This is a genomic window from Nostoc sp., assembly GCF_036917155.1.
Classification (GTDB): domain Bacteria; phylum Cyanobacteriota; class Cyanobacteriia; order Cyanobacteriales; family Nostocaceae; genus Nostoc.
The window spans coordinates 1-20,355 of record NZ_JBALDZ010000126.1; the positions used below are offsets into that span (position 1 = coordinate 1).

At 40.6% G+C, this 20,355-nt stretch carries 16 protein-coding genes and 3 pseudogenes; 10 read left to right on the forward strand and 9 right to left on the reverse strand.

The annotated features are described in order from the left end of the window. Nucleotides 1-231: 231 nt before the first annotated feature. Nucleotides 232-387: a hypothetical protein gene (locus V7K67_RS17395; protein ID WP_335167685.1), complete on the reverse strand. Its 156-nt coding sequence runs from the start codon at nucleotides 385-387 to the stop codon at nucleotides 232-234. Between the two features lie 38 nt (nucleotides 388-425). Then, a complete protein-coding gene (locus V7K67_RS17400; RefSeq protein ID WP_334730603.1) occupies nucleotides 426-1,715 on the reverse strand; it encodes a cation:proton antiporter in 1,290 nt (429 codons plus the stop codon). A gap of 558 nt (nucleotides 1,716-2,273) precedes the next feature. Here V7K67_RS17400 and V7K67_RS17405 point away from each other — a divergent pair. After that, on the forward strand, nucleotides 2,274-2,585 hold the full coding sequence (locus tag V7K67_RS17405) for a transposase (RefSeq protein ID WP_335167687.1): 312 nt from the start codon (nucleotides 2,274-2,276) through the stop codon (nucleotides 2,583-2,585). A 103-nt stretch (nucleotides 2,586-2,688) separates the two neighbouring features. On the opposite strand, the gene V7K67_RS17410 is transcribed toward V7K67_RS17405, so the two are convergent. Then, entirely contained in the window at nucleotides 2,689-3,423 is a 735-nt protein-coding gene (locus V7K67_RS17410; RefSeq protein WP_334707455.1) for a glutathione peroxidase, read from the reverse strand. A 75-nt stretch (nucleotides 3,424-3,498) separates the two neighbouring features. Continuing rightward, nucleotides 3,499-3,951, reverse strand: coding sequence for an RNA-guided endonuclease TnpB family protein (locus V7K67_RS17415; RefSeq protein WP_335167689.1), 453 nt, complete (start codon nucleotides 3,949-3,951; stop codon nucleotides 3,499-3,501). A 112-nt stretch (nucleotides 3,952-4,063) separates the two neighbouring features. On the opposite strand from V7K67_RS17415, the gene V7K67_RS17420 reads away from it, so the two are divergent. Together V7K67_RS17420 and V7K67_RS17425 are read left to right on the forward strand one after the other, a co-directional pair. Further along, a complete protein-coding gene (locus V7K67_RS17420) occupies nucleotides 4,064-4,201 on the forward strand; it encodes a hypothetical protein (protein WP_335167691.1) in 138 nt (45 codons plus the stop codon). A gap of 2 nt (nucleotides 4,202-4,203) precedes the next feature. Continuing rightward, a pseudogene (locus V7K67_RS17425) lies at nucleotides 4,204-4,524 on the forward strand (ISLre2 family transposase); the annotation flags it as partial. 527 nt (nucleotides 4,525-5,051) lie between these two features. On the opposite strand, the gene V7K67_RS17430 reads toward V7K67_RS17425, so the two are convergent. Next, nucleotides 5,052-5,597, reverse strand: a complete 546-nt coding sequence (locus tag V7K67_RS17430; protein WP_334730601.1) for a protein-tyrosine phosphatase family protein — start codon at nucleotides 5,595-5,597, stop codon at nucleotides 5,052-5,054. Between the two features lie 715 nt (nucleotides 5,598-6,312). On the opposite strand from V7K67_RS17430, the gene V7K67_RS17435 reads away from it, so the two are divergent. Both V7K67_RS17435 and V7K67_RS17440 read left to right on the forward strand, forming a co-directional pair. Beyond that, nucleotides 6,313-6,735 carry a hypothetical protein gene (locus tag V7K67_RS17435; RefSeq protein ID WP_334730600.1) on the forward strand — a complete coding sequence of 141 codons (423 nt, stop codon included), beginning with the start codon at nucleotides 6,313-6,315 and terminating at the stop codon, nucleotides 6,733-6,735. A 150-nt stretch (nucleotides 6,736-6,885) separates the two neighbouring features. Next, nucleotides 6,886-7,347 (forward strand): hypothetical protein, encoded by a 462-nt coding sequence (locus tag V7K67_RS17440; protein ID WP_334730599.1) that lies wholly within the window; start codon nucleotides 6,886-6,888, stop codon nucleotides 7,345-7,347. Here V7K67_RS17440 and V7K67_RS17445 read toward each other — a convergent pair. Then, nucleotides 7,294-7,731: a hypothetical protein gene (locus V7K67_RS17445; RefSeq protein WP_335167694.1), complete on the reverse strand. Its 438-nt coding sequence runs from the start codon at nucleotides 7,729-7,731 to the stop codon at nucleotides 7,294-7,296. The two genes, V7K67_RS17440 and V7K67_RS17445, sit on opposite strands and share 54 nt — an antisense overlap. A gap of 404 nt (nucleotides 7,732-8,135) precedes the next feature. On the opposite strand from V7K67_RS17445, the gene V7K67_RS17450 reads away from it, so the two are divergent. Both V7K67_RS17450 and V7K67_RS17455 read left to right on the forward strand, forming a co-directional pair. After that, nucleotides 8,136-8,861, forward strand: a complete 726-nt coding sequence (locus V7K67_RS17450) for a DUF1003 domain-containing protein (RefSeq protein ID WP_335167696.1) — start codon at nucleotides 8,136-8,138, stop codon at nucleotides 8,859-8,861. 447 nt (nucleotides 8,862-9,308) lie between these two features. After that, a complete protein-coding gene (locus V7K67_RS17455) occupies nucleotides 9,309-9,581 on the forward strand; it encodes a GlsB/YeaQ/YmgE family stress response membrane protein (protein ID WP_335167704.1) in 273 nt (90 codons plus the stop codon). A 308-nt stretch (nucleotides 9,582-9,889) separates the two neighbouring features. Here V7K67_RS17455 and V7K67_RS17460 read toward each other — a convergent pair whose 3' ends face one another. Next, on the reverse strand, nucleotides 9,890-10,312 hold the full coding sequence (locus tag V7K67_RS17460) for a hypothetical protein (RefSeq protein WP_334730596.1): 423 nt from the start codon (nucleotides 10,310-10,312) through the stop codon (nucleotides 9,890-9,892). A gap of 219 nt (nucleotides 10,313-10,531) precedes the next feature. Here V7K67_RS17460 and V7K67_RS17465 point away from each other — a divergent pair. Beyond that, nucleotides 10,532-11,996, forward strand: a pseudogene (locus tag V7K67_RS17465) (helix-hairpin-helix domain-containing protein). A 193-nt stretch (nucleotides 11,997-12,189) separates the two neighbouring features. Here the strand turns inward: V7K67_RS17465 and V7K67_RS17470 are convergent. Beyond that, nucleotides 12,190-12,828, reverse strand: a complete 639-nt coding sequence (locus V7K67_RS17470; protein WP_335167698.1) for a glutathione S-transferase family protein — start codon at nucleotides 12,826-12,828, stop codon at nucleotides 12,190-12,192. A gap of 39 nt (nucleotides 12,829-12,867) precedes the next feature. On the opposite strand from V7K67_RS17470, the pseudogene V7K67_RS17475 reads away from it, so the two are divergent. Continuing rightward, nucleotides 12,868-13,334 (forward strand): annotated as a pseudogene (locus tag V7K67_RS17475) (ISAzo13-like element transposase-related protein); the annotation flags it as partial. A 145-nt stretch (nucleotides 13,335-13,479) separates the two neighbouring features. On the opposite strand, the gene V7K67_RS17485 reads toward V7K67_RS17475, so the two are convergent. Then, nucleotides 13,480-18,279, reverse strand: coding sequence for a glycosyltransferase (locus tag V7K67_RS17485; RefSeq protein WP_335167700.1), 4,800 nt, complete (start codon nucleotides 18,277-18,279; stop codon nucleotides 13,480-13,482). Nucleotides 18,280-19,254: 975 nt separating this feature from the next. On the opposite strand from V7K67_RS17485, the gene V7K67_RS17490 reads away from it, so the two are divergent. Further along, entirely contained in the window at nucleotides 19,255-20,229 is a 975-nt protein-coding gene (locus V7K67_RS17490) for a glycosyltransferase family 2 protein (protein WP_335167702.1), read from the forward strand. Nucleotides 20,230-20,355: the final 126 nt, after the last annotated feature.

Here is a 20,355-nt window from a genome sequence, read left to right on the forward strand (position 1 = left end):
TTTCAAATATTTTTATCTCTTTTCATAAATAAATTTAGGGGCTTTAAACCCTGTATTCGGGGCTAATTTTTTTTCTGTTCCCTGTTAAGAGTTCGCTGTTTCCGCCCCGAAGGGGCTTGGTAACTTATTTAGAATTGCTATAGCCAGAGTCACCTCGCTTTGCTCCAAATTCAAAATTCAAAATTAATGATACCCATAAATAATTTTAGGGACTTATATAGCAGTCCTAAATCATTTGTGAAAATTATATCTCTCTTTCTTCTTTCCTTTGCGTCCTTGGCGGTAGCCTGCGGCAAGCCGCTTCGCGTCTACGTTAAAAAATACTTTGACAAAGAGTAAAACCTTATCTGAACCGTATTGAATTGTATCCTTTTCGGTTTCTGTCAAAGCAGATTAATTACCTCATTTCTAGGTAATCAATTTGCTTAAATAGAAGATTTTTCATAGCTTGTACCGTGCAATAAAAAAGCAATCAGTGGTGATGCCATCAGGGTAGTAATGACTGCCATAATAACCATTATAGTGAATAAAGTCGGGGTAATTATATCTTGTTCCAGACCAATATTCAGGATGATTAACTCCATCAAACCACGAGCATTCATCAGAGCGCCGATAGTTGCTGATTCGCGCCAATTTTCCCCGCCCAATTTTGCAGCTAACATACAAGCAACACCTTTACCGAGAATTGCGATCGCAATAATTAAGAGCGTAATTCCCCACAAAGTAGGTGTGTTTACCAATCCAATTTGAGTGTTCAGTCCAGAGAAGACAAAAAATATCGGTAACAAAAAAGAACTAGTTAAAAACTCCGTATATTGGCGAATTTGCTGGGCGAATTCTCCCCGTGGTGTCACTGCTCCCAACACAAAAGCACCGAATATTGCATAGATGCCTGTGACATCAGTAAACCATGCACAAAACATCAAAATTATCAACATTAAAGTCAGGGTTTGTCTGTTCACACCTGTATCACGTTTCGTCATCCGTGTGAACGCTTTCAGTAGAGGTTGACCGAGAAAAATTGCAAATAGCACGTAGCAAATGCCACCACCAATTGCTAATATGGCAATGCTCAGAGAATTTTTGACGCTAGCAAGCACGATCGCCAGCAAACACCAAGCAACTCCATCATCTACCGATGCTGCACCCAAAGCCAAAGTACCGAAACGGGTTTGTGCAAGACCGCGTTCGTAAAGAATGCGAGCCAACATTGGAAAAGCCGTAATTGTCATCGATGCACCCAGATACAGCGCGGCTGACCACGGCGTTACCTTTGGTTGAAAGAAATCACCATTGTGATAAAACCAAAAAGATGCGATCGCTCCTACAATGAAAGGAGTGATAATTCCAGCGGCAGATAGTAAACTTGCACTTTTGATATGATGTTTTAACAGTTTAGTGTTGAACTCTAAACCAATTAAAAACATATAAATTACCAACCCAATCTGACTAATAGCATATAAAATCGACATTGATGGGTTGGGTATCTTGAGTCCGACAGCAGTAATGATCGGAAGCTTAGGAAACAGCCATTGCTGAAAACCTGGTGCAACCAATCCTAAAAGCGATGGCCCTAGCATTACGCCTGCGATCATTTCACAAACAACATCAGTTTGACCAAGATAGCGGCGTCCTAAAATCGTGACAATGCGACAAGTAGCTAAAATAACTGTGAGTTGCAGAAATAGCTGAATAACCAGATCAAAATTTGACATTGCACTTCCTTAATTTACGTCTCTGCATTGAAGAATCTCCCCAGACTCCAAAGCTTGTCCTGTTTTTTCAATATATGACTACTACATCAGCACAAGTGTCAATTTGGGAAACATCACCGAAACAGTGCTGAATGAAGAGTGCTGAGTAAAAAGTGCTGTTAGCGGATAGCTAAGGTTTAGCCCGTGCTGAGTAAAAAGACCATGCCACTTGCGGGTGGGGTATCAACCTCCTCCTGAAAAGAAAAGATTCCGCGCCACTTGCGGGTGGGACATTTACTAAGTGCAAAAGTACTGAGTACTTCTTAACTTACTCAGCACTCAGTACTAAGTAGATGAGGAAGAGAGAGGATTGTTGTATGAGATTTTTGAATGTTTTTTAATTTGGAAGTCCTTAACAGTACTCAACACTCCTGAAATAGGTGTTTTTAATTTGATTAAATGTAACAGGCAATTCATTGCTTTGGTTTCCAAAGTTGCAGCAACTACCATGTTGTTCTTAAAAACGCACACAACTGTACGTAAATACAACATATTGCATCCAAACTAAAACCGCCATATATGATTTTTGATGATTTGTTAATTTGTGATTTAGTTAAACTAAGCGATACTCTCACGAGAACCGCTCGTCCCCGCAGTGTCAAAGGTAGTAGCAACCGAGTCAAAGCGAAAATCAAGCTGGCTCGTACCTATGAACGAATTACGAATCTGAGAGATGACTTTCTGCACAAGCTGTCAACTCGCTTAATCAAGGAAAACAGCATTATCTGTGTCGAAAATTTACCGGTGATGCGACAACAGCCGAACGATTACTCAAACAGCAGCGCCAGAAGCACCAGGGTCAATCGGATACATAGTATTTGGAGAAAGTGATTTATGACTTGGAACGCGATCGCCGTTACTAAAATTCACAACAGAAGAAGGGTGATCTTTGAATACGTTGTAGGGACGCACATCTATGCGTCCCTAGTGAAAACTATTTAGCAGCGAAGTAGGCTTCTAATGCCTCAGAACCACCAATTAATTTACCATCGATAAACACTTGGGGAACTGTTGTCGCACCTGTAACAGCTCGTAATGAGCGTGTGGTGATATCCTTACCCAAAGTGATTTCTTCGTAGTTAATGCTATGTTCCTTGAGCATTGCCTTAGCACGCGCACAGAAGGGACAACCAACTTTCGCAAACAGGGAAACTAGTTCGGGCTTCACTGCTTGGGGGTTGATGTATCTGAGCATTGTCTCAGCATCAGACACCTTAAAGGGATCTCCTGGCTCCTCTGGTTCAATAAACATCTGGTTAATTACACCATCTCTCACCAGCATAGAATAGCGCCACGATCGCTTCCCAAACCCCAAGTCTGATTTATCTACCAGCAGACCCATACCTTCAGTAAATTCACCATTACCATCAGGAATTAGTGTGACATTTTCTGCTTCTTGATCCTTGGCCCATTCGTTCATCACAAAGGCATCATTCACAGAAATACAGATAATGTCATCAACACCATTTTCTTTGAAAACTGGAGCCAATTCGTTGTACCCAGGGAGATGAGTTGATGAACAAGTCGGAGTATAAGCACCTGGTAAAGAGAAAACAACTACTGTCTTATTTGCAAATAGTTCATCAGTTGTCACATCTACCCACTGATTGTCCTGGCGAGTATGAAAAGTGACATTGGGTACTCTTTGTCCTCGGTGATTGGGTAACATAATTTTGCTTGCCTGTAGTAATCAATTCCAGTCATAACCTATCATGGGAGAACTGGTACAATGTAACTTTGAACCTCACACCACTAGAAGTGGCGTGATTCCTGCTTCAACGATCTCTGCCTGAAGAAATTCAGGACTTACAAGTTCTCCACACGCGTTTAGAGCCTCGGGGATACCCACGGCGGTTATTAATCTTAACCCCTCACTCAGAATATTTAAACTTGCGTTTACGTCTCTCAAATTGAGATTATCACAACTGGGACAAGACCATTCGCGCAGCTTTAAATCTTTAACTAATGGGTTTACAAAATCACAGCAGTTACAAGTCTGAGATGATGGATAAAATGTACCAACTTTTTGCACAATTCTGTCATGCCACAGAGCTTTGTATTCAATCATGGCGACAAACTTTGACCAGCTAGCGTCTGAAATACTCAGGGCTAATTTATGGTTTTTGACCATGTTGGCAACTCGTAAATCTTCAATACAGATAATACTGTTTTTCTTAATTACTGTACGTTCGCTCATTTTTGAAGAGTGAGAGGAATTAATGCCTTGAGGGGAAAGGAATAGGGCGATAAGGAGTAATAGCACCATTTTCTATTAGTCTGTAAGACATATTCTGGAGATGGGTGTGCGTATGGCAATAAACGAGCAGGTAAAAATTAATTCCGAGAGAATTGATGATATTCCAGTAATAGTGGAATGGCTAAAAAAGATGGAGATAGCCTTGTGGATAGACCAAAAACCCATTAGTTTGGTCAGATATTGCTGTTAGGTGGTGCCATAGCTAGTTCTTTTGAAGCTGCACATACAATTCTGGGCGATTGGGGAATTAATATTAGTCTTAAACGAATTGAACGATTGACATATAAATTTGGTCAAATCGGCATTGATTTACGTCAAACTAAAATATCTAACTTGCAACAAGGTAAATTACTTGATGGGAATATACTTAAAGACCAGAGAGTTGTAATTGCTGTAGATGGTGGCAGGAGTAGAATTAGGATTAATAAAAAAGGTAGAAAAAATCCCAAAACAAACAAGCATGGCTTTATAGGGGAATGGGTTGAGCCAAAATTATTAACAATTTATGTGGTTTAGCGATCGCACTTTTTTTGTCCGACCTCACAAAATCGCATTGCTCCCTTCTTAGAGTCAAAGTTAGTCCAAGGGGCGATGACTAGGTTGGCAAGCTACGCACCCCTACAGCTGCGAATCCCCGCAACTTGCATCATCACGCCCTGTAAAAAGTAGCCTGGATATCTTGCAAATAATGGCAATAGGCGATCGCCCTGGCATCTGTGCTGAATTCAAGCGTTCGCGAATAGCGTCTCGTTGGCGCAGCCTCTCGTAGAGAAGAGAGGAAAAGTTAGTCCAGGGGGCGATGCCTATGGCAGCAAGCTACGCGTGCTGTGCGTTTTATCTAACAGTATGGTGAAAAGATTGGGTTTTTGACTAACAGAATGGTCAATTTGATAGGTTGTCTCGATGCACCCAACGAAGAATCAATACTTTGAGCCACCTGTTACACGAAATGGCTCTTTCGTCGCCGCTCAACCGGAACGTTCTGCCGCTTGCGTTTCGGGTGGGGGTAGTAGTTGGAAAGTATCTGTCGAGGGGCAGCATCAAGCTAACTTATCTTTCAATCGACTACACTCATCCAGTAGCAGGTTGAGTTCAGCAGCTACTTTCCAGGGGTTGCGACCTTTGAAAGGGGCGGCGATAACTGCTTCATAGGGATTTTTCCCAGTTTTTTTGACGGCTGCGATCGCGGCTTGATTGGAGAGTCCTCGGAAAGCCACAAGCCAAGCCGCTAAAATATGCCCTGTGCGTCCAACTCCACCAGAACAATGAACAACAACTTTCTCTTCATTCTGGTTGGCAGCAGCTAGGAACGGTAGAATTTGGTGAATCAGAATTTGCGGCTTGGCAAAATCAAAATCATAGATTGGTGTCCAACAAACCCGGTTAATTCCGAAGGTCTGTCGGTAAGCTTCAAGTAAATTTGTGTAGCGAATGAGTTGAAACTCAGTCAGCAAGCAGCAGACACGCTTGACGTCTTGATTGTGCATGAACTCAATCCACTTGTTAACTTGCTCATCGCTATATCCTGGTTGAGCACAGCCAAACACGATGGGTTCGTTCTCCGAAGCTGAAGCAAACTTGTACATATCGAGTGCATCGAATTGTTCAATGACTAATTTTAACGCTTAAGTTTTCCTATCAATTCAGTTCGACAAAGCGAAGGTTGAATATTCTATATAGGTCATGCTATTGGCGCAGCAGAACAATCCCGTTGCACACCGACCGTATAGGGGTCATGACGAAATACCTGTAAAGTAGGAAGAGACAATTCGTAGATTTACCCTCTCATATAACGAATGCCCCTGGCCGCAGCTGACGCAACACTACCCCGATTATACAGCATTACACGTTAGGGCTAAAAAGTGTAACAGATGGCTCAAAGTCCTAATCTTTCGTAACCGTTCCGGGGCTAGAAGAGCGATCGCTCCCCATCTGGGCATCAGGCGATCGCTCAAGTTTCCTCTCTACGAGACGCTGAACGCGAACGCTTGAAAAATGGGCAGGCTACATAACCTGGAACTACGCCCGTTTCCTCAATTACTGCACCGATCACCTATTCCTTCAGCGTATTGGTGGCCGCTACCGCTTCATCCACAAACTACTGCAAGACCACTTCGCCCAAATGCAGTTTAAGCACAATGTTGACTGAGAAAGAGCGGGAAATTTTTTAGCCTAGCTGAAAATCAATTCATAGAAAAACTTCATAATAAATCCCGCCAAAAATTTCCGTAACTTCTCTCTAAACCACTGTAGTTGAATTTAGGAACATAGTTCCCATCCCCAATTGAAACTGTTAATTAAATGTTGAAAAATTCTTTGGTGCAAGCCCTGTCTAGTGCATCTTTAGCTGCCGCTTTAATTAGTCCGGCTCTAGCTGCACCTGCTGACTTTATTGGTACTTGGGTGAATACTAATTCAAATACAAGTGGTGTTACTCGTTTGGTGATCACCTCAGCAGGTGGCAACAAATTAAACATCGAAGCATTTGGTAAATGCCATCCTACTGATTGTAAATGGGGCAAAACCAGCCTCACAACCTATAGCAGTAATGTACAAAACCCAAATACCCGTTATGGGACTGCTAGCTACAATCCAGGATTTGCTCAAACTCTTCTGACTTTGGATCTCAAAGGCAGAAATGCACTCTCTTTACAGAGCTTCACCGAATTTACAGATAATAGTGGACGGCAAAACTATTCTTCAATCGAGGGCTTTAAACGTTAAAAAAATTCGATGCATTCTTAATTTGCAATCGCTGGTGTAATTTCTCCGTGGATGATGGGCAGATTGCATAAAACTTTCAACACCAAAGTATAAATCAATGTATTGGCGTTCATCTCAAATTATTTGCCATCAAGGCAGGAAAAACACGCAATGTATATTCAGAAACTTTCTGCATCTCTATTTTCGGCAACTACCTTGTTAACTGGAACTACTTTGGCTGTCTTGGTTAGCTCTACAACTCTTTCACTCGTGTTTGGTCATTCTGCTCAAGCGCAAGGACTACCTTATGGGCCAGATACTTGTCGTCAAGGCTATGTTTGGCGTGAAGCCGTTCCTAATGACCATGTTTGCGTCACACCCAAAACCCGTTCTCAAGCTGCAAAAGATAATAGTCAAGTCGCTAATCGGATTCAGCCAGGAGGAGGCCCCTATGGTTCTTTCACTTGTCGTCAAGGCTATGTTTGGCGCGAAGCTGTTCCCAATGACTATGTTTGTGTCACACCCAAAACCCGTTCTCAAGCTGCAAAAGACAATAGTCAAGCCAATAATCGCCGAGCTTCAAGCGGTGTTACCATTGACAATGGAACCCAACTCAATCCAGTTCACGACTAATTGCATGGGCAAATAGCTCAAATCAAAGAAGGCAGAAGGCAGGAGGCAGAAGGCAGAAGGAAAACCTCTTCCCTTTATGGGAGAGGTATGAAGCGGACGCATCTTTTCTCGTGCTACGCATCTCGCAAAGAATGTTTTTAATTTTTTGCGCCACTTGCGGGCAAGGTTTGTACCTTTTTCTTCCTTCTGCCTTCTGTCCTCAGCGCTGGAGCCTTTCTTTTTATCAAGAATCTTTTGTAACCATTCAGGGGGTAGAAAAGCGATCGCTCCCCAGCAAATACAAGCGATCGCTCCCGACCATCGCCCCAAAAAAATCAAGAGAGGAAAAGTTGCACCCCAACAGCGATGCCTATGGCGGGTACGCCATCGCGCTTTCTGGCCCAAGCTAGGTATCGCACCTCAACGAATCGCACACCCTGGTAATAGTTGCGTTTCTCATCGTCATTCCATTCTTAAGTTTCCTCAAACCCAAACCAGCCCAGCCAACTATTGATAGCTACGGGCAAGCCTTACTCTCGTGTTGAGCAACAGCAGAAGTTCATCAATATTTAGATGCGTTCGTCCTGGCATCGCTTTGAGCCTGGAATGATAAATACTTATTCTTTCGTTGATTTTTAACCTTGGTTGTGGTCAAGCCTAATTTAGATGCAATCGCCAAAGTAGCAATAGCAATCTAAGAGAATCTATCTGTGGGTACTTTCATGCATTTTTTCTGCCTTCAAGTATCGCTTTGCAGTCAAAATTGAAGTTAGTCAGTTGAAGGAATCATTCATAACGCTAGACTACCAATGCAAACCAACAATCAACCAAATCCAAGTGATTCACCCTCCGGCAGTTCGGAGTCGACGGGAGCCGCCTTTCCTTCGGAACGCTTCGCGAACGCGGAGCGTCTCGCAGAGAAGACTCCGACTGCCTCACCGCAAGTATCGGGTCAAATACCTCATGAAAAGATTCTGCCCACTGCCCCATTACCAGAATCTATTGGTCAAAATATCGAGACTATCATCGCATTGCATAGACGTTCTGAAAAAAATGTCTCACAACACCAGCGCTTTGTAGAAACGATAACCGTCTTTTTTGGTCGTCCTGTATTCCTGTATAGTATTCTGCTTGGGATTATTCTCTGGGTAACACCCAATTTCTTACCACGACGTTTAGGCGTACCAAAATTTGAGGAAGTTCCATTTCCTTGGTTACAATTTTCACTGACTGCGGGTTCATTGTTGGTGACAACAGGGGTATTGATTAAACAAGAGCGACAAGAAAAGTTAGCAGAGCAACGGGCGCAACTTAGCCTTCAACTCAACCTACTTTCTGAGCAGAAAATCGCTAAACTCATCGCGTTGGTTGAGGAATTACGCCAAGATATTCCCAATGTCAAAAATCGCTTTGATCCGGAGGCCGAAATAATGAAGTCCCCTACTGATGCACATGCAATTGTAGACTTATTGGAAGAAACCTTAGCATCGGAGTTAGCAAATTTATCGCGGCAAGAAATATCAACTCAGGAGTAACAAAGTAAGCTTAGTATTACAACAAGTACTAAAATGAGCAACTTTTTGATTACATCTATCTTCCCGGACGAACGCGAATATGATCGGGTATATGATGGCGATTGATGACTTCTTTTACATTGGTTGCAGCTACAAGCCATTTACTCCTTCACCTTATCAAATTAATATTCGGCTTTCAAACTTTAGCTTAATTCTTCCAGTAGATGAGATAAATTATTAAAAATGTATATACTGCAATTATCAAGCAATGAATAAACGAAGCTCCTGGTTTTAGACCAACTAGGAGCTTTTTTATTGATTATCCATTGGATTTAGTGGGTATATCACCAGAAGTAACAGCATTCATCCTCAAGGTTATTAATAATTGGTTCTGTTGGTAGATTGAATGTCAATGTTGGGATTGCTATTGTGTATTTGTCAGTACAAAACGTTGCTCAAATTAAAACGATGAATATTCTTGCTTGGATTGTTTTAGGTCTAATTGCTGGTGCTATTGCAAAGGCTATCTACCCCGGTCATCAAGGCGGCGGAATCTTAGCAACAATTCTTTTAGGAATTATCGGTGCTTTTGTTGGTGGTAGCTTGGGTGTATTTTTCAGTACAGGAACCTTGACATTAGCCGCCCCCACACTGAGCATTCCTGGTATTGCAGTAGCGGTTATTGGCGCAATTGTCGCTGTTTTCTTGTGGAACTTGCTAAATCGTCGCAGTGCAATCTAAGAAATTAAATTGGAATTAATTAATCGTAAAAATCTCTTAACTCATTTCACTATATTTTCTCCCTGAATTGAAATCAAACAATAGCGCCTACCTAAATATAGGTAAGCGCTATTGTTTGATTTGCGGCAACGTTTACAAGTTGTTTTAAGGGCGATCGCCCTTAAACAATTCGCAATTCGCAATTACGTTTTGTGATGGGGATTTAAACCCCAACACAAAACAAGCAACCCTTAGGGGATGGGGTTTTAAACCCCTTTTAGTAGGATAAAAAATTCTTAGAGGAAAAATTAGACCTCTTGGGCGATCGCCTAATTCAGCCAAAATCCACCTATTTTTCCATCTTTGAGGCTAAGTCTAGCTAAGACATCATCACCACCATCAAAAAATGTCAGTTTCCATAAATAAACTTGATACCCTTGCTGCTTCAGATTTACCAAGAAAACTGCCGAATACCCTTTTTTGATGCGAGGAGCTAACTGTCCACTAACTTGTGTAAATGTTTGTTTTGTAATACCTTCTTGGAAAGCAGCATTTCCAAGAGAAATAAACTGAGTGTAGTTGTTTTGTTCAACAGCATTTATGAGGCTTGTAAAAGTTTTTTGCACAGACTGTTCTGGTTGATTACTTTTAGTTACTAATACTAGCTCGTTCACAGCTTGCACATTGTTTACAGCTAAAGTCAAAGGTGACATGATAACAACTGCTGCAACTACAAATCCCATCTTATTCATTTATTTTGTTGACCTCCTTGAAGGTTTATTTAGTTAAATATATTCGTAAAAGCAGGGTGTATATACTAAAAACGGCTTGAAACTTTACTTTGAAACGCTAGAAATATTTATATAATGCTTAAATTTCTTGTATAGTACATAAATACTATAAAAAGCTAACCCGATTACTTCTAAAACAGTGAGTATCGAGTATAATGGCTGCGCCGTTTCCCAAAAGTAATGTCCACCACACCCCTACCAAGCCAGCAGCAAGTTAACGCGACTCCCAAGCAGGAATCAATTACTGGAGTAGTAGAACGCCTGACGTATTACAGTCAAGAGTCAGGTTACACAGTGGCACGTTTGCAACGCCCTGGTGCAAAGGAACTAACTACAATTACTGGTAGCTTTGCAGATATCCAGCCAGGACAAACGCTGCAATTAACTGGGTTTTGGCGCGAACATCCCCAGTATGGTTTGCAGTTTCAAGTTGTTAACTACAAAGAAACCAAACCAGCCACCCTCACAGGAATTGAAAAGTATTTAGGTAGCGGTCTAATTAAAGGTGTGGGGCCTGTTACTGCGAAACGGATTGTTGCTCATTTTGGGATAGAGACTCTAGATATTATTGAAAACCAAACTGACCGACTAATTGAAGTTCAGGGCATTGCCAAAAAGCGTATTGCCATGATTCAAAGAGCCTGGAATGAGCAAAAAGCCATTAAAGAAGTGATGGTATTTCTGCAAGGTCACGGCGTTAGCACTACTTACGCAGTCAAAATTTACAAGCAATATGGTGATAAGTCCATAGATACAGTTACTCATAATCCTTACCAGTTAGCGACTGATATCTATGGCATTGGTTTTTTAACTGCTGATAAAATTGCCCGTAATTTGGGCGTTCCCGCAGATTCCGAGTTTCGTTACTGTGCAGGGATGACCCATGTATTGAGTGAAGCCGCAGAAGATGGACATTGATATTGAATCAATTTCTGACACACCTCAATCTGATTGTCTTTGGCATGGTGGAGGATTACAACCAGAACATGGGGTACAGGCAATTAGTGAGTTGATTACTGATTTTATTCCCAAACTTGGTTTTAATCCTGCTACTGATGTACAAGTGCTTTGCCCAATGTCACGGGGATTAGTCGGTACACGCAATCTCAATAATGTACTGCAACAGTTAATTAATCCACCTAGTCCAGAAAAAATTGAAATTACCAGGGGTGGGACTATTTTTAGAGTTGGTGACAGGGTAATTCAATTAACCAACGATTACCAACGGGAAGTTTTTAACGGCGATGTGGGATTTATTACTACTATTGATACTGAAGAACAGGAAGTAATCGTCCAGTATCAAGAGCGGGATGTTACTTATGATTATGCTGACATGAATGAGCTTGCTTTAGCCTGGAGCGTTAGCATCCATAAGTCACAAGGGTCGGAATACCCAGTAGTAATTTTGCCTTTGTACACGCAACATTACATGATGCTGACTCGGAATTTACTTTATACAGGGTTAACCCGTGCCAAGAAGCTGGCGATTATTATAGGCAGCCAAAAGGCAATCAGTATGTGCGTTCGTTCTACAAAATCGCAGGAGCGATATACCAGATTGCAAGAGAGGCTAGTTTATCGAACAGAATTCAGGAGTCAGGAGTCAGAATTCAGAATGAATTCTGTACGACTGGCGGATGAATAATCGGGTTTAAGACCCCCACTAAATTGAAAATTTAGTGGTCTTCAATTCCTGCGCGGTCTGAATCCCCGACTGATTGATTCTGACTCCTGAATTCAGAATAGCTGAATTCTTCTTCAAGAGTTGCAATAGCGATCGCTCAGGCGATCGCTATAAAGAGCGGCTCCATGCAATGGAACAGCAGTCAATACAATAACTAGGGAGCTATCTTGGCATAAAAATCTTCATCGGCACGCCCAAAAGCAGGTCGCTGCATCAAACCATTGATATATTCATTCAGGGGGTCATCATCTAAGAGCATTCCTAACTTCTTAGCCCACAGCAAAACTCCTCCAGTGACAATATCAGCAGTTGTTAGTCTATTTGCTACTAAATAATTCTTGCCAACCAATACTTCCCTCAGAGGTTGAGCAACTCGGTCAAACCATTGTCGAGATTCTTGCAGGGAAGTTTCCGACCTGACAAAACCCGGCAGTAGTTTTTCTGGCAGATTTGGCAGCACATTAAACATATAATGCTCAACAGGTGGCTCTAGGGTAACTGCGGCATAAAAAAGCCATTGCTGGTAATAGGCACGTTCAGGACTATCTAGCGGTGGAGCAAACCCCATTTCTATATGTTTGTCTGCAAGATAAGTACAAATAGCAGCAGACTCAAAAATCGTTACTTCCCCGTCTACCAAGACTGGTACTTTACCGTGTGGGTGCAGTTCTTTATATTCTGATTGTTTTGTCATGGTCATATTGACTCGAACTAAGTCATAAGCAATTCCCATTTCTTCCAACAGCCACCGGGGGCGTACTGCTCTTGTTGTGGGAATGTAATATAGCTTCATCGCTCCTCCATCAGCCAATGTCTACTATTCTTGTGCATACTATATACCAGACTTAGTGCCGCCGAAGTTAGAAAACAATTAATTGAAAAGTCTGGTTATAGTGATGAAAATTTACATACATCAGAAACAATTCGCATCAAATTAAATAATTTAGGTTACAAGCTCCGAAGGGTAAAGAAAGTTCAGCCTCAAAAAAAATCCCACAAACTGATGCAATCTTCGAGCAATTAGACATAGTTAATATTGACGCTTCGGAAGATAAGAGTGTTTTACGGCTAAGTATGGACGGAAAAGCCCGCGTTAAGATTGGCTCATTTGATCGAGGAGGTAAAAGCCGGGATGGAGCGAAAGCTGATGACCATGATTATAATCCAAAAACAACTGTAACTCCTTATGGTATCTTCCTTCCAGAGCTTAATGAGCTATTTTTATACTTTACAGAATCGAAAGTTACGAGCGATTTCATTGTTGATATTTTAGAGGATTTTTGGTTAGAACAGAGGAACGCACCCCACGCAACATCTAGTATAGACTTTGCTAATCGTGTCCTAGCCAAGCCTCTAATGTTCAAGTTTTCAAAAATGATTAAGTCATCGCCAATTGGAGTACCAATGTGGCGGGAGTACCCCGGAGGTTAGATGGACATGAAATTTACCTGAGTGCAAGTAATAAAGCTACAGTTGCTAAGTCCGTGTCAATTTCTGATTGGATCTGGGTTTGACGTGTTTGGATAGCTTCAGTAAAAATGTTTATCATTTCAAAATTATTGGAGCAAACTCTCAACTTAGATTTAGTTGGATAATTAATATCTTTCTCAACCGCAGTCATCTGTGGAGAGAATAAAGCTTGACAGTCAAGATACTGACTAAATTGACTAGAGATAGTGGAGTAATTATTGCTTTGGGAATTGGACTCGCCAGTGTATGTCCAATCAATAAAAGCAACTTGAGGAAATTCAGCACGGAGTAGAGGGAGGAAGTAATAGGCGATGTCTGTGTGAGAAATTACAACAATATCAATTTGACGAGATTGGATCATGTAGCGGATAAAAGCCAACCAATATACTTGATCTAAGAAATTAGGTAGATGAAATATGTCTGGTGTGAGGCGATAAAAAGAATCATACCAAGGATGCTCTGATTTTAAGGTTGTGGCGATCGCCATTTCATAACCCTCTTTTCCCAGTAGCGTCACTAAGTCCAGATGAAATTGATCAAGATTGCTATTGGAGAGGGAAGGAAAGAAAAACAGCAAGCGTTTCCCAGGATTGTCGCGCTTAAGGGAGTTTTGTCCGGCTATTTTATATTTGAGTTGCTGCGGGTTAAGTGATTGATGGTTGAGAGAAATATTTGCAGTTGGGGTGCTGCTAAAAAAATCATGGTAGCGCGACTGGATTAATTCAGTTACTCGCTTGAGTTCCCAAGGATCTTGCTCTAAAGAGTTAATGCTGCGACTGCACTCTAAATATTCAGGAATTGTCCATCCAAGTTGTTGATTGGCGATCGCTTTTAGCCACCGTTCCCAATCTGCATATAACTTTAAGTCTGCGTCAAATCCCCCTAGTTGCTCAAAATCAACTTTGCGATACAGCAATCCTCCTATAGGCTGATTTTCGTAGAAGAATGAAGCAGGTTGGCTAAAGCCATGATTCCACCAGTATTCCTGTGCTTGAAAGACAGCAGAGTAGGAGTTAACGAAGGAAAATTCGGGATGGGTTTCTAAGAACAGAACACTTTTTTCGATATATGTAGGGTCAAAAATGTCAACCAAATTGATAAAAAATAAATATTTGCCTTCGGCTTGAGCGATCGCTGTGTTGCGTCCTGCTGCGTCACCTTGTTGATTATAATGAGAGAGGACTTTGATTTTGTTCGTTCTTTGAGACAATGACTCAATGAATGCGATCGCATCGGAGTTAGTCGAGCCGTCATTGACAATAATCCATTCAAAATTTTGCCAGGTTTGGTTAATTACACTTCTGTAGGTAGTTTCAAAATACTGATAGTCGTTAAGAAACACAGAAATAATCGAAACTACAGGAGCTTCAGAAGCTTCAGGCTGAAAAAATCTCACTTTTTGACTAGCAATCAGAGCCACAAAATCTCGAATCCGAGTGTCGGAGTTAACTTGATTTGCTAACACAAGTGAGTCGGGCTTTTTCCCACCGAGAAGCCGTTTAAATTTTAACCAAGCACTGCGGAGTTGCCAAAACTTACTCACAGACATCATCGTACTGAAAGATTGCCATCGTTCCCACTCCAACTCGGCTTTTTGTGTCCTCAGCATCCATGTCTGCCATTGAGACTCTAGCCAATCTTTTCCAGCTTGTAGCTGTTGATTCCAAGCTTGCACGCTTTTTAGAGTTTCTTGGGTTTGTGTGAGTTCGTCTTGAATTTGCTGTGCAGTTAGCATCCAAGCCTGAGACTGAGGAGATAAATTTTGGTTATTTTGATGAGTAAAGTGCCATACTTTACCTGAATTTTGCTGTTGCAGAAGTTGCTCAATACCTGTCAGCAGGAAATTAAGCTGGCGTTGATTCCACTTACTAGGCTCAATTTGATATAAGTATTGACGCAGATAATACCGTTCTTTAGCTAGATTTACAGGATTAGTTGTTGAGTCAGAATTGCTAGTGGCGTAGAGAGGATAAGGGTAGTAAGCAATTTCTTTACCAGTGGCGATCGCAGCTGCTAAGATGTGCCAATTGAGAGCGAACAATCCCCTTTCTGGGAAGTAGCGAAATTCTTGCAGCAGTTTGAGAGAAAATAACGCAGATATATCTTGGTTGTGGTTAAACTCCAGCAACTTGAGCAAGGAACCATCGATGAAGGCGTAGTTTACCGCCGCAGGCATCGCTTCTAGTTCTCCATCCTCTTGCAGTGTAACCTGCGGACATACTACCACATCTGCATCAGATGCGATCGCCGCCGTTACTAACTTTTCTAGCATATCTGGCAACGCAATATGTTCTATAGCCAACTGTAAAACATACTCTCCTGCTGCTAATTCGACTAAGTAATTATAACTTTCTCCCAAACTCCAGTTCGCATCTAAATTTAAATATTTATAGCTAGGAAACTTAGTTTGAGCTTGAGTAATTCTTTCTTGTAAATACTCATTAGATGATTCTCGATACCCGATAATCACATCAAAATTCTTATAAGTTTGGGCAGCAAGACTTTCTAAGCACTCTAATATAGTATTTACTGTCTGCCAGCAGACAATAGCAATTGTGACTTTAGGAGTTTGAGGTTCTTTAGGAGCGGCATTAATAAAAGCTTGACTCATATATTCTAATCTTTGGTTTAGCAGGTGTTGATTGACTTGTTCTAAAAATTCATATTGGGGAATTAATGGTTTTTCAGGATAAGCATTAATTGCCTCGGTTATAGTTTGAGCGAGAGAATAGGAATTTGCTGGGTGAAAGTAATGCACACAGTCATAACGTTCAATTAAATTTAAAGTTTCTTGGAATCCACCCGTATTTGAAACTACTAAACTAACGGGTAACTGTCCCATTTCCAATCCCGTATTGGGAAAGTTTTCTTGTATGCTTGTTAAGCAAACAATTGGGTGGTTTAATTTAGTAATAAATGTAATTGCATCTTGACTGGATAAATTTGGTATTAAGTTGTATGTTATATGACTATCAAGTTGTTGTTCGATATACTGCTGACTATCTAGATGTTGTAGTTGGGACGATTGCAGGGGAATAATTTTTCCTATGAAAATAATCTGAATTCTCTCAACTAAAATAGGATTCAGTAATTTGATTGCTTCTACAAAAGTACAAAGTCCTTTTCTCTCTTCCAGACGGCTGAAAAAGACAACGGGTATTTTATCTACATTGAGATTATTTTGATTTGCAAATCCCTCACTTTTACCTTGCTGATTTATAGTAGGTACAAAGTATGGTAAATGCTTGGAATGGGATATTTCCCAACCATAACTTTCTAATTTGGACTTGAGGAAGCATGAAGGAAAGTAAGCGATGTCTGCATTCTCATAGGAAAATTGCTCGTAGTGGTAAGCTTGCCAAAACCACTGGGGTTGCTCTAGAGTATATTGACTATTAACCTCGCGCAACCATTCAAAGCACCCATGAGCAGTGACACCGATAAGACAACTGTCACCCAGCAAACCAGTTTTCTTAGCTTGAATTGTGCGGTAGCCGAACCCCCAAATGTCTGGAAATTCTACATAAACTACTGCATCTGATAAGTTAGTGATGACTGCTTGAGTGAAGAATAAACAACAGCAACTCTGATAGTCGAAGCTATTGTTAATTGCATCTTGTTGCGTCTTAGCTAAAATTTGATGATGAATTGGTTGGAGATTTAAAACCTGTTTTGTTTCGTGAGTAGAGAAGACGCAATCGACATCAGGAAAGCTTGCTTCTCCTTGAAAGTCAGATTCAGTTTGACAAAGAAGCAGGATGACATACCAACCATCAAATTTAAGTTTCTGACTTAAGGTTGTATAGTAAGTACCTATGCCACCATTTTGAGAAAAACCTTCAAATTCATTGCTGACGAGGATTGCTACTTTTTGAGGGGAGGGGTTAAGTTTTTCTAAAAACTGAGCCTGAAAATTAATTTCAAAGTTTGCCCAATTAGGAACTCTTAAATTGGAATTTTTTGTCCCTAATTTTTCTACAAGTAGCTCTGGTGTTAGGGGGTCAACTTCATAATTAAAAGTGCCCAATCTTTTCACACCCTCTGGTCTTTGTCCAACGATGTAGCGATCATAAAATTCATCCTCTACCTCAAATACTTCTAGCTTTTCAGAGGTTAGCGTCTCTCTGTAGCAAAAATGGATCAAGATGTTTTGAGGAACTAAGCTGCATATAGCTGCGACTCTTTCAACAATAGTTGTATTAGGTGGTGATCCGTGAAAAAGTCGCTTGTCATATACCAGCGCTTGTCCAGCTTTCATCGGGATACTGCTGAGATAATTTTGTTGTAAAATTGACAGTATATCTTGACTGTAGGGAAAGCCATCAAAAACAAAAAGTGGTCTAGGTTTTGAATTCAACAAATGGCTTTTTTTGACAATTTGAAGACAGCCATTTTGCTCGTCTACATCAATTAGAGGACACCACACTCCAAAGGATGTTAAAGATGTTTCATCTACTAAAGATGGGTCTTGATGGAGAGGCATTTCACTCAATAATACATCAGGGCTTTTAAAAACTAAATTACAAAGCACTATTCTATATTCGGGCAATAAAATTTTCAATTTTGAAGTAAAATGTCTTTTTACTTCCTGAGTAAGTAGCCTCCGATATGATAAATCTGAGGTATTTATACTAAAAGTCATACCAGTAGTTGCCAAATTATTAGGAAAAGAATACTTTTCGTTAAATTTGAGGAGGCTTTTTACTTCAGTTTTATTGAGAAATTCAATGACTGCATATCCATTCTTTTCAAGTTCTTGATGAATTTTACGCATTTGAGAATAATTCCGCTAAATTAATAGTGTCAACATAATTCGTAATTGATAATGACCCTCGTTCCTTTCTACGAGACGCTGCGCGTAGCTTGCTTCCACGGAGTGGTACGCTACCGCAACGCTTACGTAATTCGTAGTTACAATCATTGTTGGCTCTGAACCCACCACTGTCTTGTTAACCACCAAATATGCAGATTTTGTGGGGGCTTGTACGCTCTTTAATTACGAATTACGAATTAGTAATTATTTGGTCAATGTCTTGGAATTAACAACCGTATTTACGTGTATTACAATTGTACTATTAAATACCTATTGCTGATTGAACTCAGAGAAAGTATACTACTTCAGAAGCATAAATTTTTAACAAACATGGGAAATGCTTGACAGCATACACTTTCCACTCCTTACCACTTCTGTTTCCAGAATATTTTTTACATTTATTAATTTTTGGTAATGGTAGCTAAAAGTATCACCTCTCTTAGAGACATGCATTGAAGAATTTATGAAAGATGTCAAAAAAAATACACATGATTATGAAGAAAAGCTAAAAAATCGAAAAGTGGCTTGAAATTTGTGGATAATTCGATTGCTAGTAACCGGGGAGAGCGTTCCAGATGTGTGAAAGCATAAATCGTGAGAAATCAGATCCCCGACTTAGTATGCTGCTGGCGAATCAGGGGTAAGACCCTTGGGAGCATCTCAATGAGTGTAAAAACACACCTACCCTGGCGAATAGAATTCGCGGCTATACAGACAAAACCCACCTCCGTGGGTTTCAAATTCCTAAAGTCCGCGCAGGCGTACTTCGTTTGTGTAGCCGCGATTTCTAATCGCCTGGTATATTTGCAAAGGTGAGATGCTCCCAGACCCTTCCTTATCCCAAAATCCTGCCGTCATCCTACAAGGATGTGGGCGATATGTTGCTGTGTGCGATCGCTTCTAATTATCAACTAAATTATCACGAAATTATTTTTAATGTCATCTCTTTCTGCAACTGTGATTATCTGTACTGTAGATAGGTGTAACTTTCTCTCAAGAGTGATGAGTGCCGTTTCGCTTTGGCGATGTTCTTTTCAAGAGCTAATTTTAGTCGTTGGTCCGGCACAAGATGATACAAAGTTAGTTTTATTAGAATATAAGGATATTATTAATCAGGTTATTTTGACTGAGCAAAGAAATGTGAGTGTGGCTAGAAACTTAGGTTTAAAAGCTGCAACAAAAGACATTATTTTTTATCTTGATGATGATGTTATTCCTCCCGACAATTGGATAGATTTACATTTACAAATTTACCGAGAACAGGGAGCAAGTTGTGGTTGTGTGGGTGGAGCAGTTATAGATAAAACTCAACCAAATGGTGCATTGCAATTTGCTAGAGGCGTCAATAGCCGTTTGAGCGAATCTCGACCTGTTCTTTGTGCGACAGAGACAACTAGATATATCTCCAACCCTCAATGGTTTTGTGGTGTAATGGGAGCCAATGCTTCATATAAACGAGAAGCTTTAGTGAAAATTGGCTATTTTGATGAGTTTTTTGAATATTTTTTAGAAGAAACTGATGTCTGTTTGCGTTTGCTGGAAGCTGGGTACACGGTTGCTCATACAGATGTGGTTGTAGAACACTATGTCCAACCTAGTCATAATCGCCGCGATCGCCGACATCTCACCTGTTGGTATTCTTTAGCTAAAAATACTACTTACTTTGCTTTAAAACACGGTTGTCAAAAACTACCTTTCCCAATGTTTTTAATCCGTCTCACTTTACTTCTGATCTACCGTTGTTTGTTAAGAATTTTACGCCTTAAGTTTACTCACAATCTTGCTTTTTCTTTGTTATTTCAATATATTGAAGATTCTATTGTAGGTGTTCGTCACGGCTGGGAGGCTGGAATGAAATTGCATAATCATCAAGACTGGAAAAATGAGAAAATGAGAGTAAAATTAGGATAATGCTGTACCAGAAAGAAGTAAAAAGTAAAAATTAAAAGGTAACAGGGAACGGGCAACAGGCAACAGGGAAATCCCCATAATTAAAATCAGGGGATTTGTACAAGGACACATTGAAACATCGTGGCT

Coding starts and splice junctions, on each gene's coding strand:
- V7K67_RS17400 (WP_334730603.1), bottom strand. CDS start 1,715: ATGTCAAATTTTGATCTGGTTATTCAGCTATTTCTGCAACTCACAGTT.
- V7K67_RS17405 (WP_335167687.1), top strand. CDS start 2,274: ATGATTTTTGATGATTTGTTAATTTGTGATTTAGTTAAACTAAGCGAT.
- V7K67_RS17410 (WP_334707455.1), bottom strand. CDS start 3,423: ATGTTACCCAATCACCGAGGACAAAGAGTACCCAATGTCACTTTTCAT.
- V7K67_RS17415 (WP_335167689.1), bottom strand. CDS start 3,951: ATGAGCGAACGTACAGTAATTAAGAAAAACAGTATTATCTGTATTGAA.
- V7K67_RS17420 (WP_335167691.1), top strand. CDS start 4,064: ATGGCAATAAACGAGCAGGTAAAAATTAATTCCGAGAGAATTGATGAT.
- V7K67_RS17430 (WP_334730601.1), bottom strand. CDS start 5,597: ATGTACAAGTTTGCTTCAGCTTCGGAGAACGAACCCATCGTGTTTGGC.
- V7K67_RS17435 (WP_334730600.1), top strand. CDS start 6,313: ATGTTGAAAAATTCTTTGGTGCAAGCCCTGTCTAGTGCATCTTTAGCT.
- V7K67_RS17440 (WP_334730599.1), top strand. CDS start 6,886: ATGTATATTCAGAAACTTTCTGCATCTCTATTTTCGGCAACTACCTTG.
- V7K67_RS17450 (WP_335167696.1), top strand. CDS start 8,136: ATGCAAACCAACAATCAACCAAATCCAAGTGATTCACCCTCCGGCAGT.
- V7K67_RS17455 (WP_335167704.1), top strand. CDS start 9,309: ATGAATATTCTTGCTTGGATTGTTTTAGGTCTAATTGCTGGTGCTATT.
- V7K67_RS17460 (WP_334730596.1), bottom strand. CDS start 10,312: ATGAATAAGATGGGATTTGTAGTTGCAGCAGTTGTTATCATGTCACCT.
- V7K67_RS17470 (WP_335167698.1), bottom strand. CDS start 12,828: ATGAAGCTATATTACATTCCCACAACAAGAGCAGTACGCCCCCGGTGG.
- V7K67_RS17485 (WP_335167700.1), bottom strand. CDS start 18,279: ATGCGTAAAATTCATCAAGAACTTGAAAAGAATGGATATGCAGTCATT.
- V7K67_RS17490 (WP_335167702.1), top strand. CDS start 19,255: ATGTCATCTCTTTCTGCAACTGTGATTATCTGTACTGTAGATAGGTGT.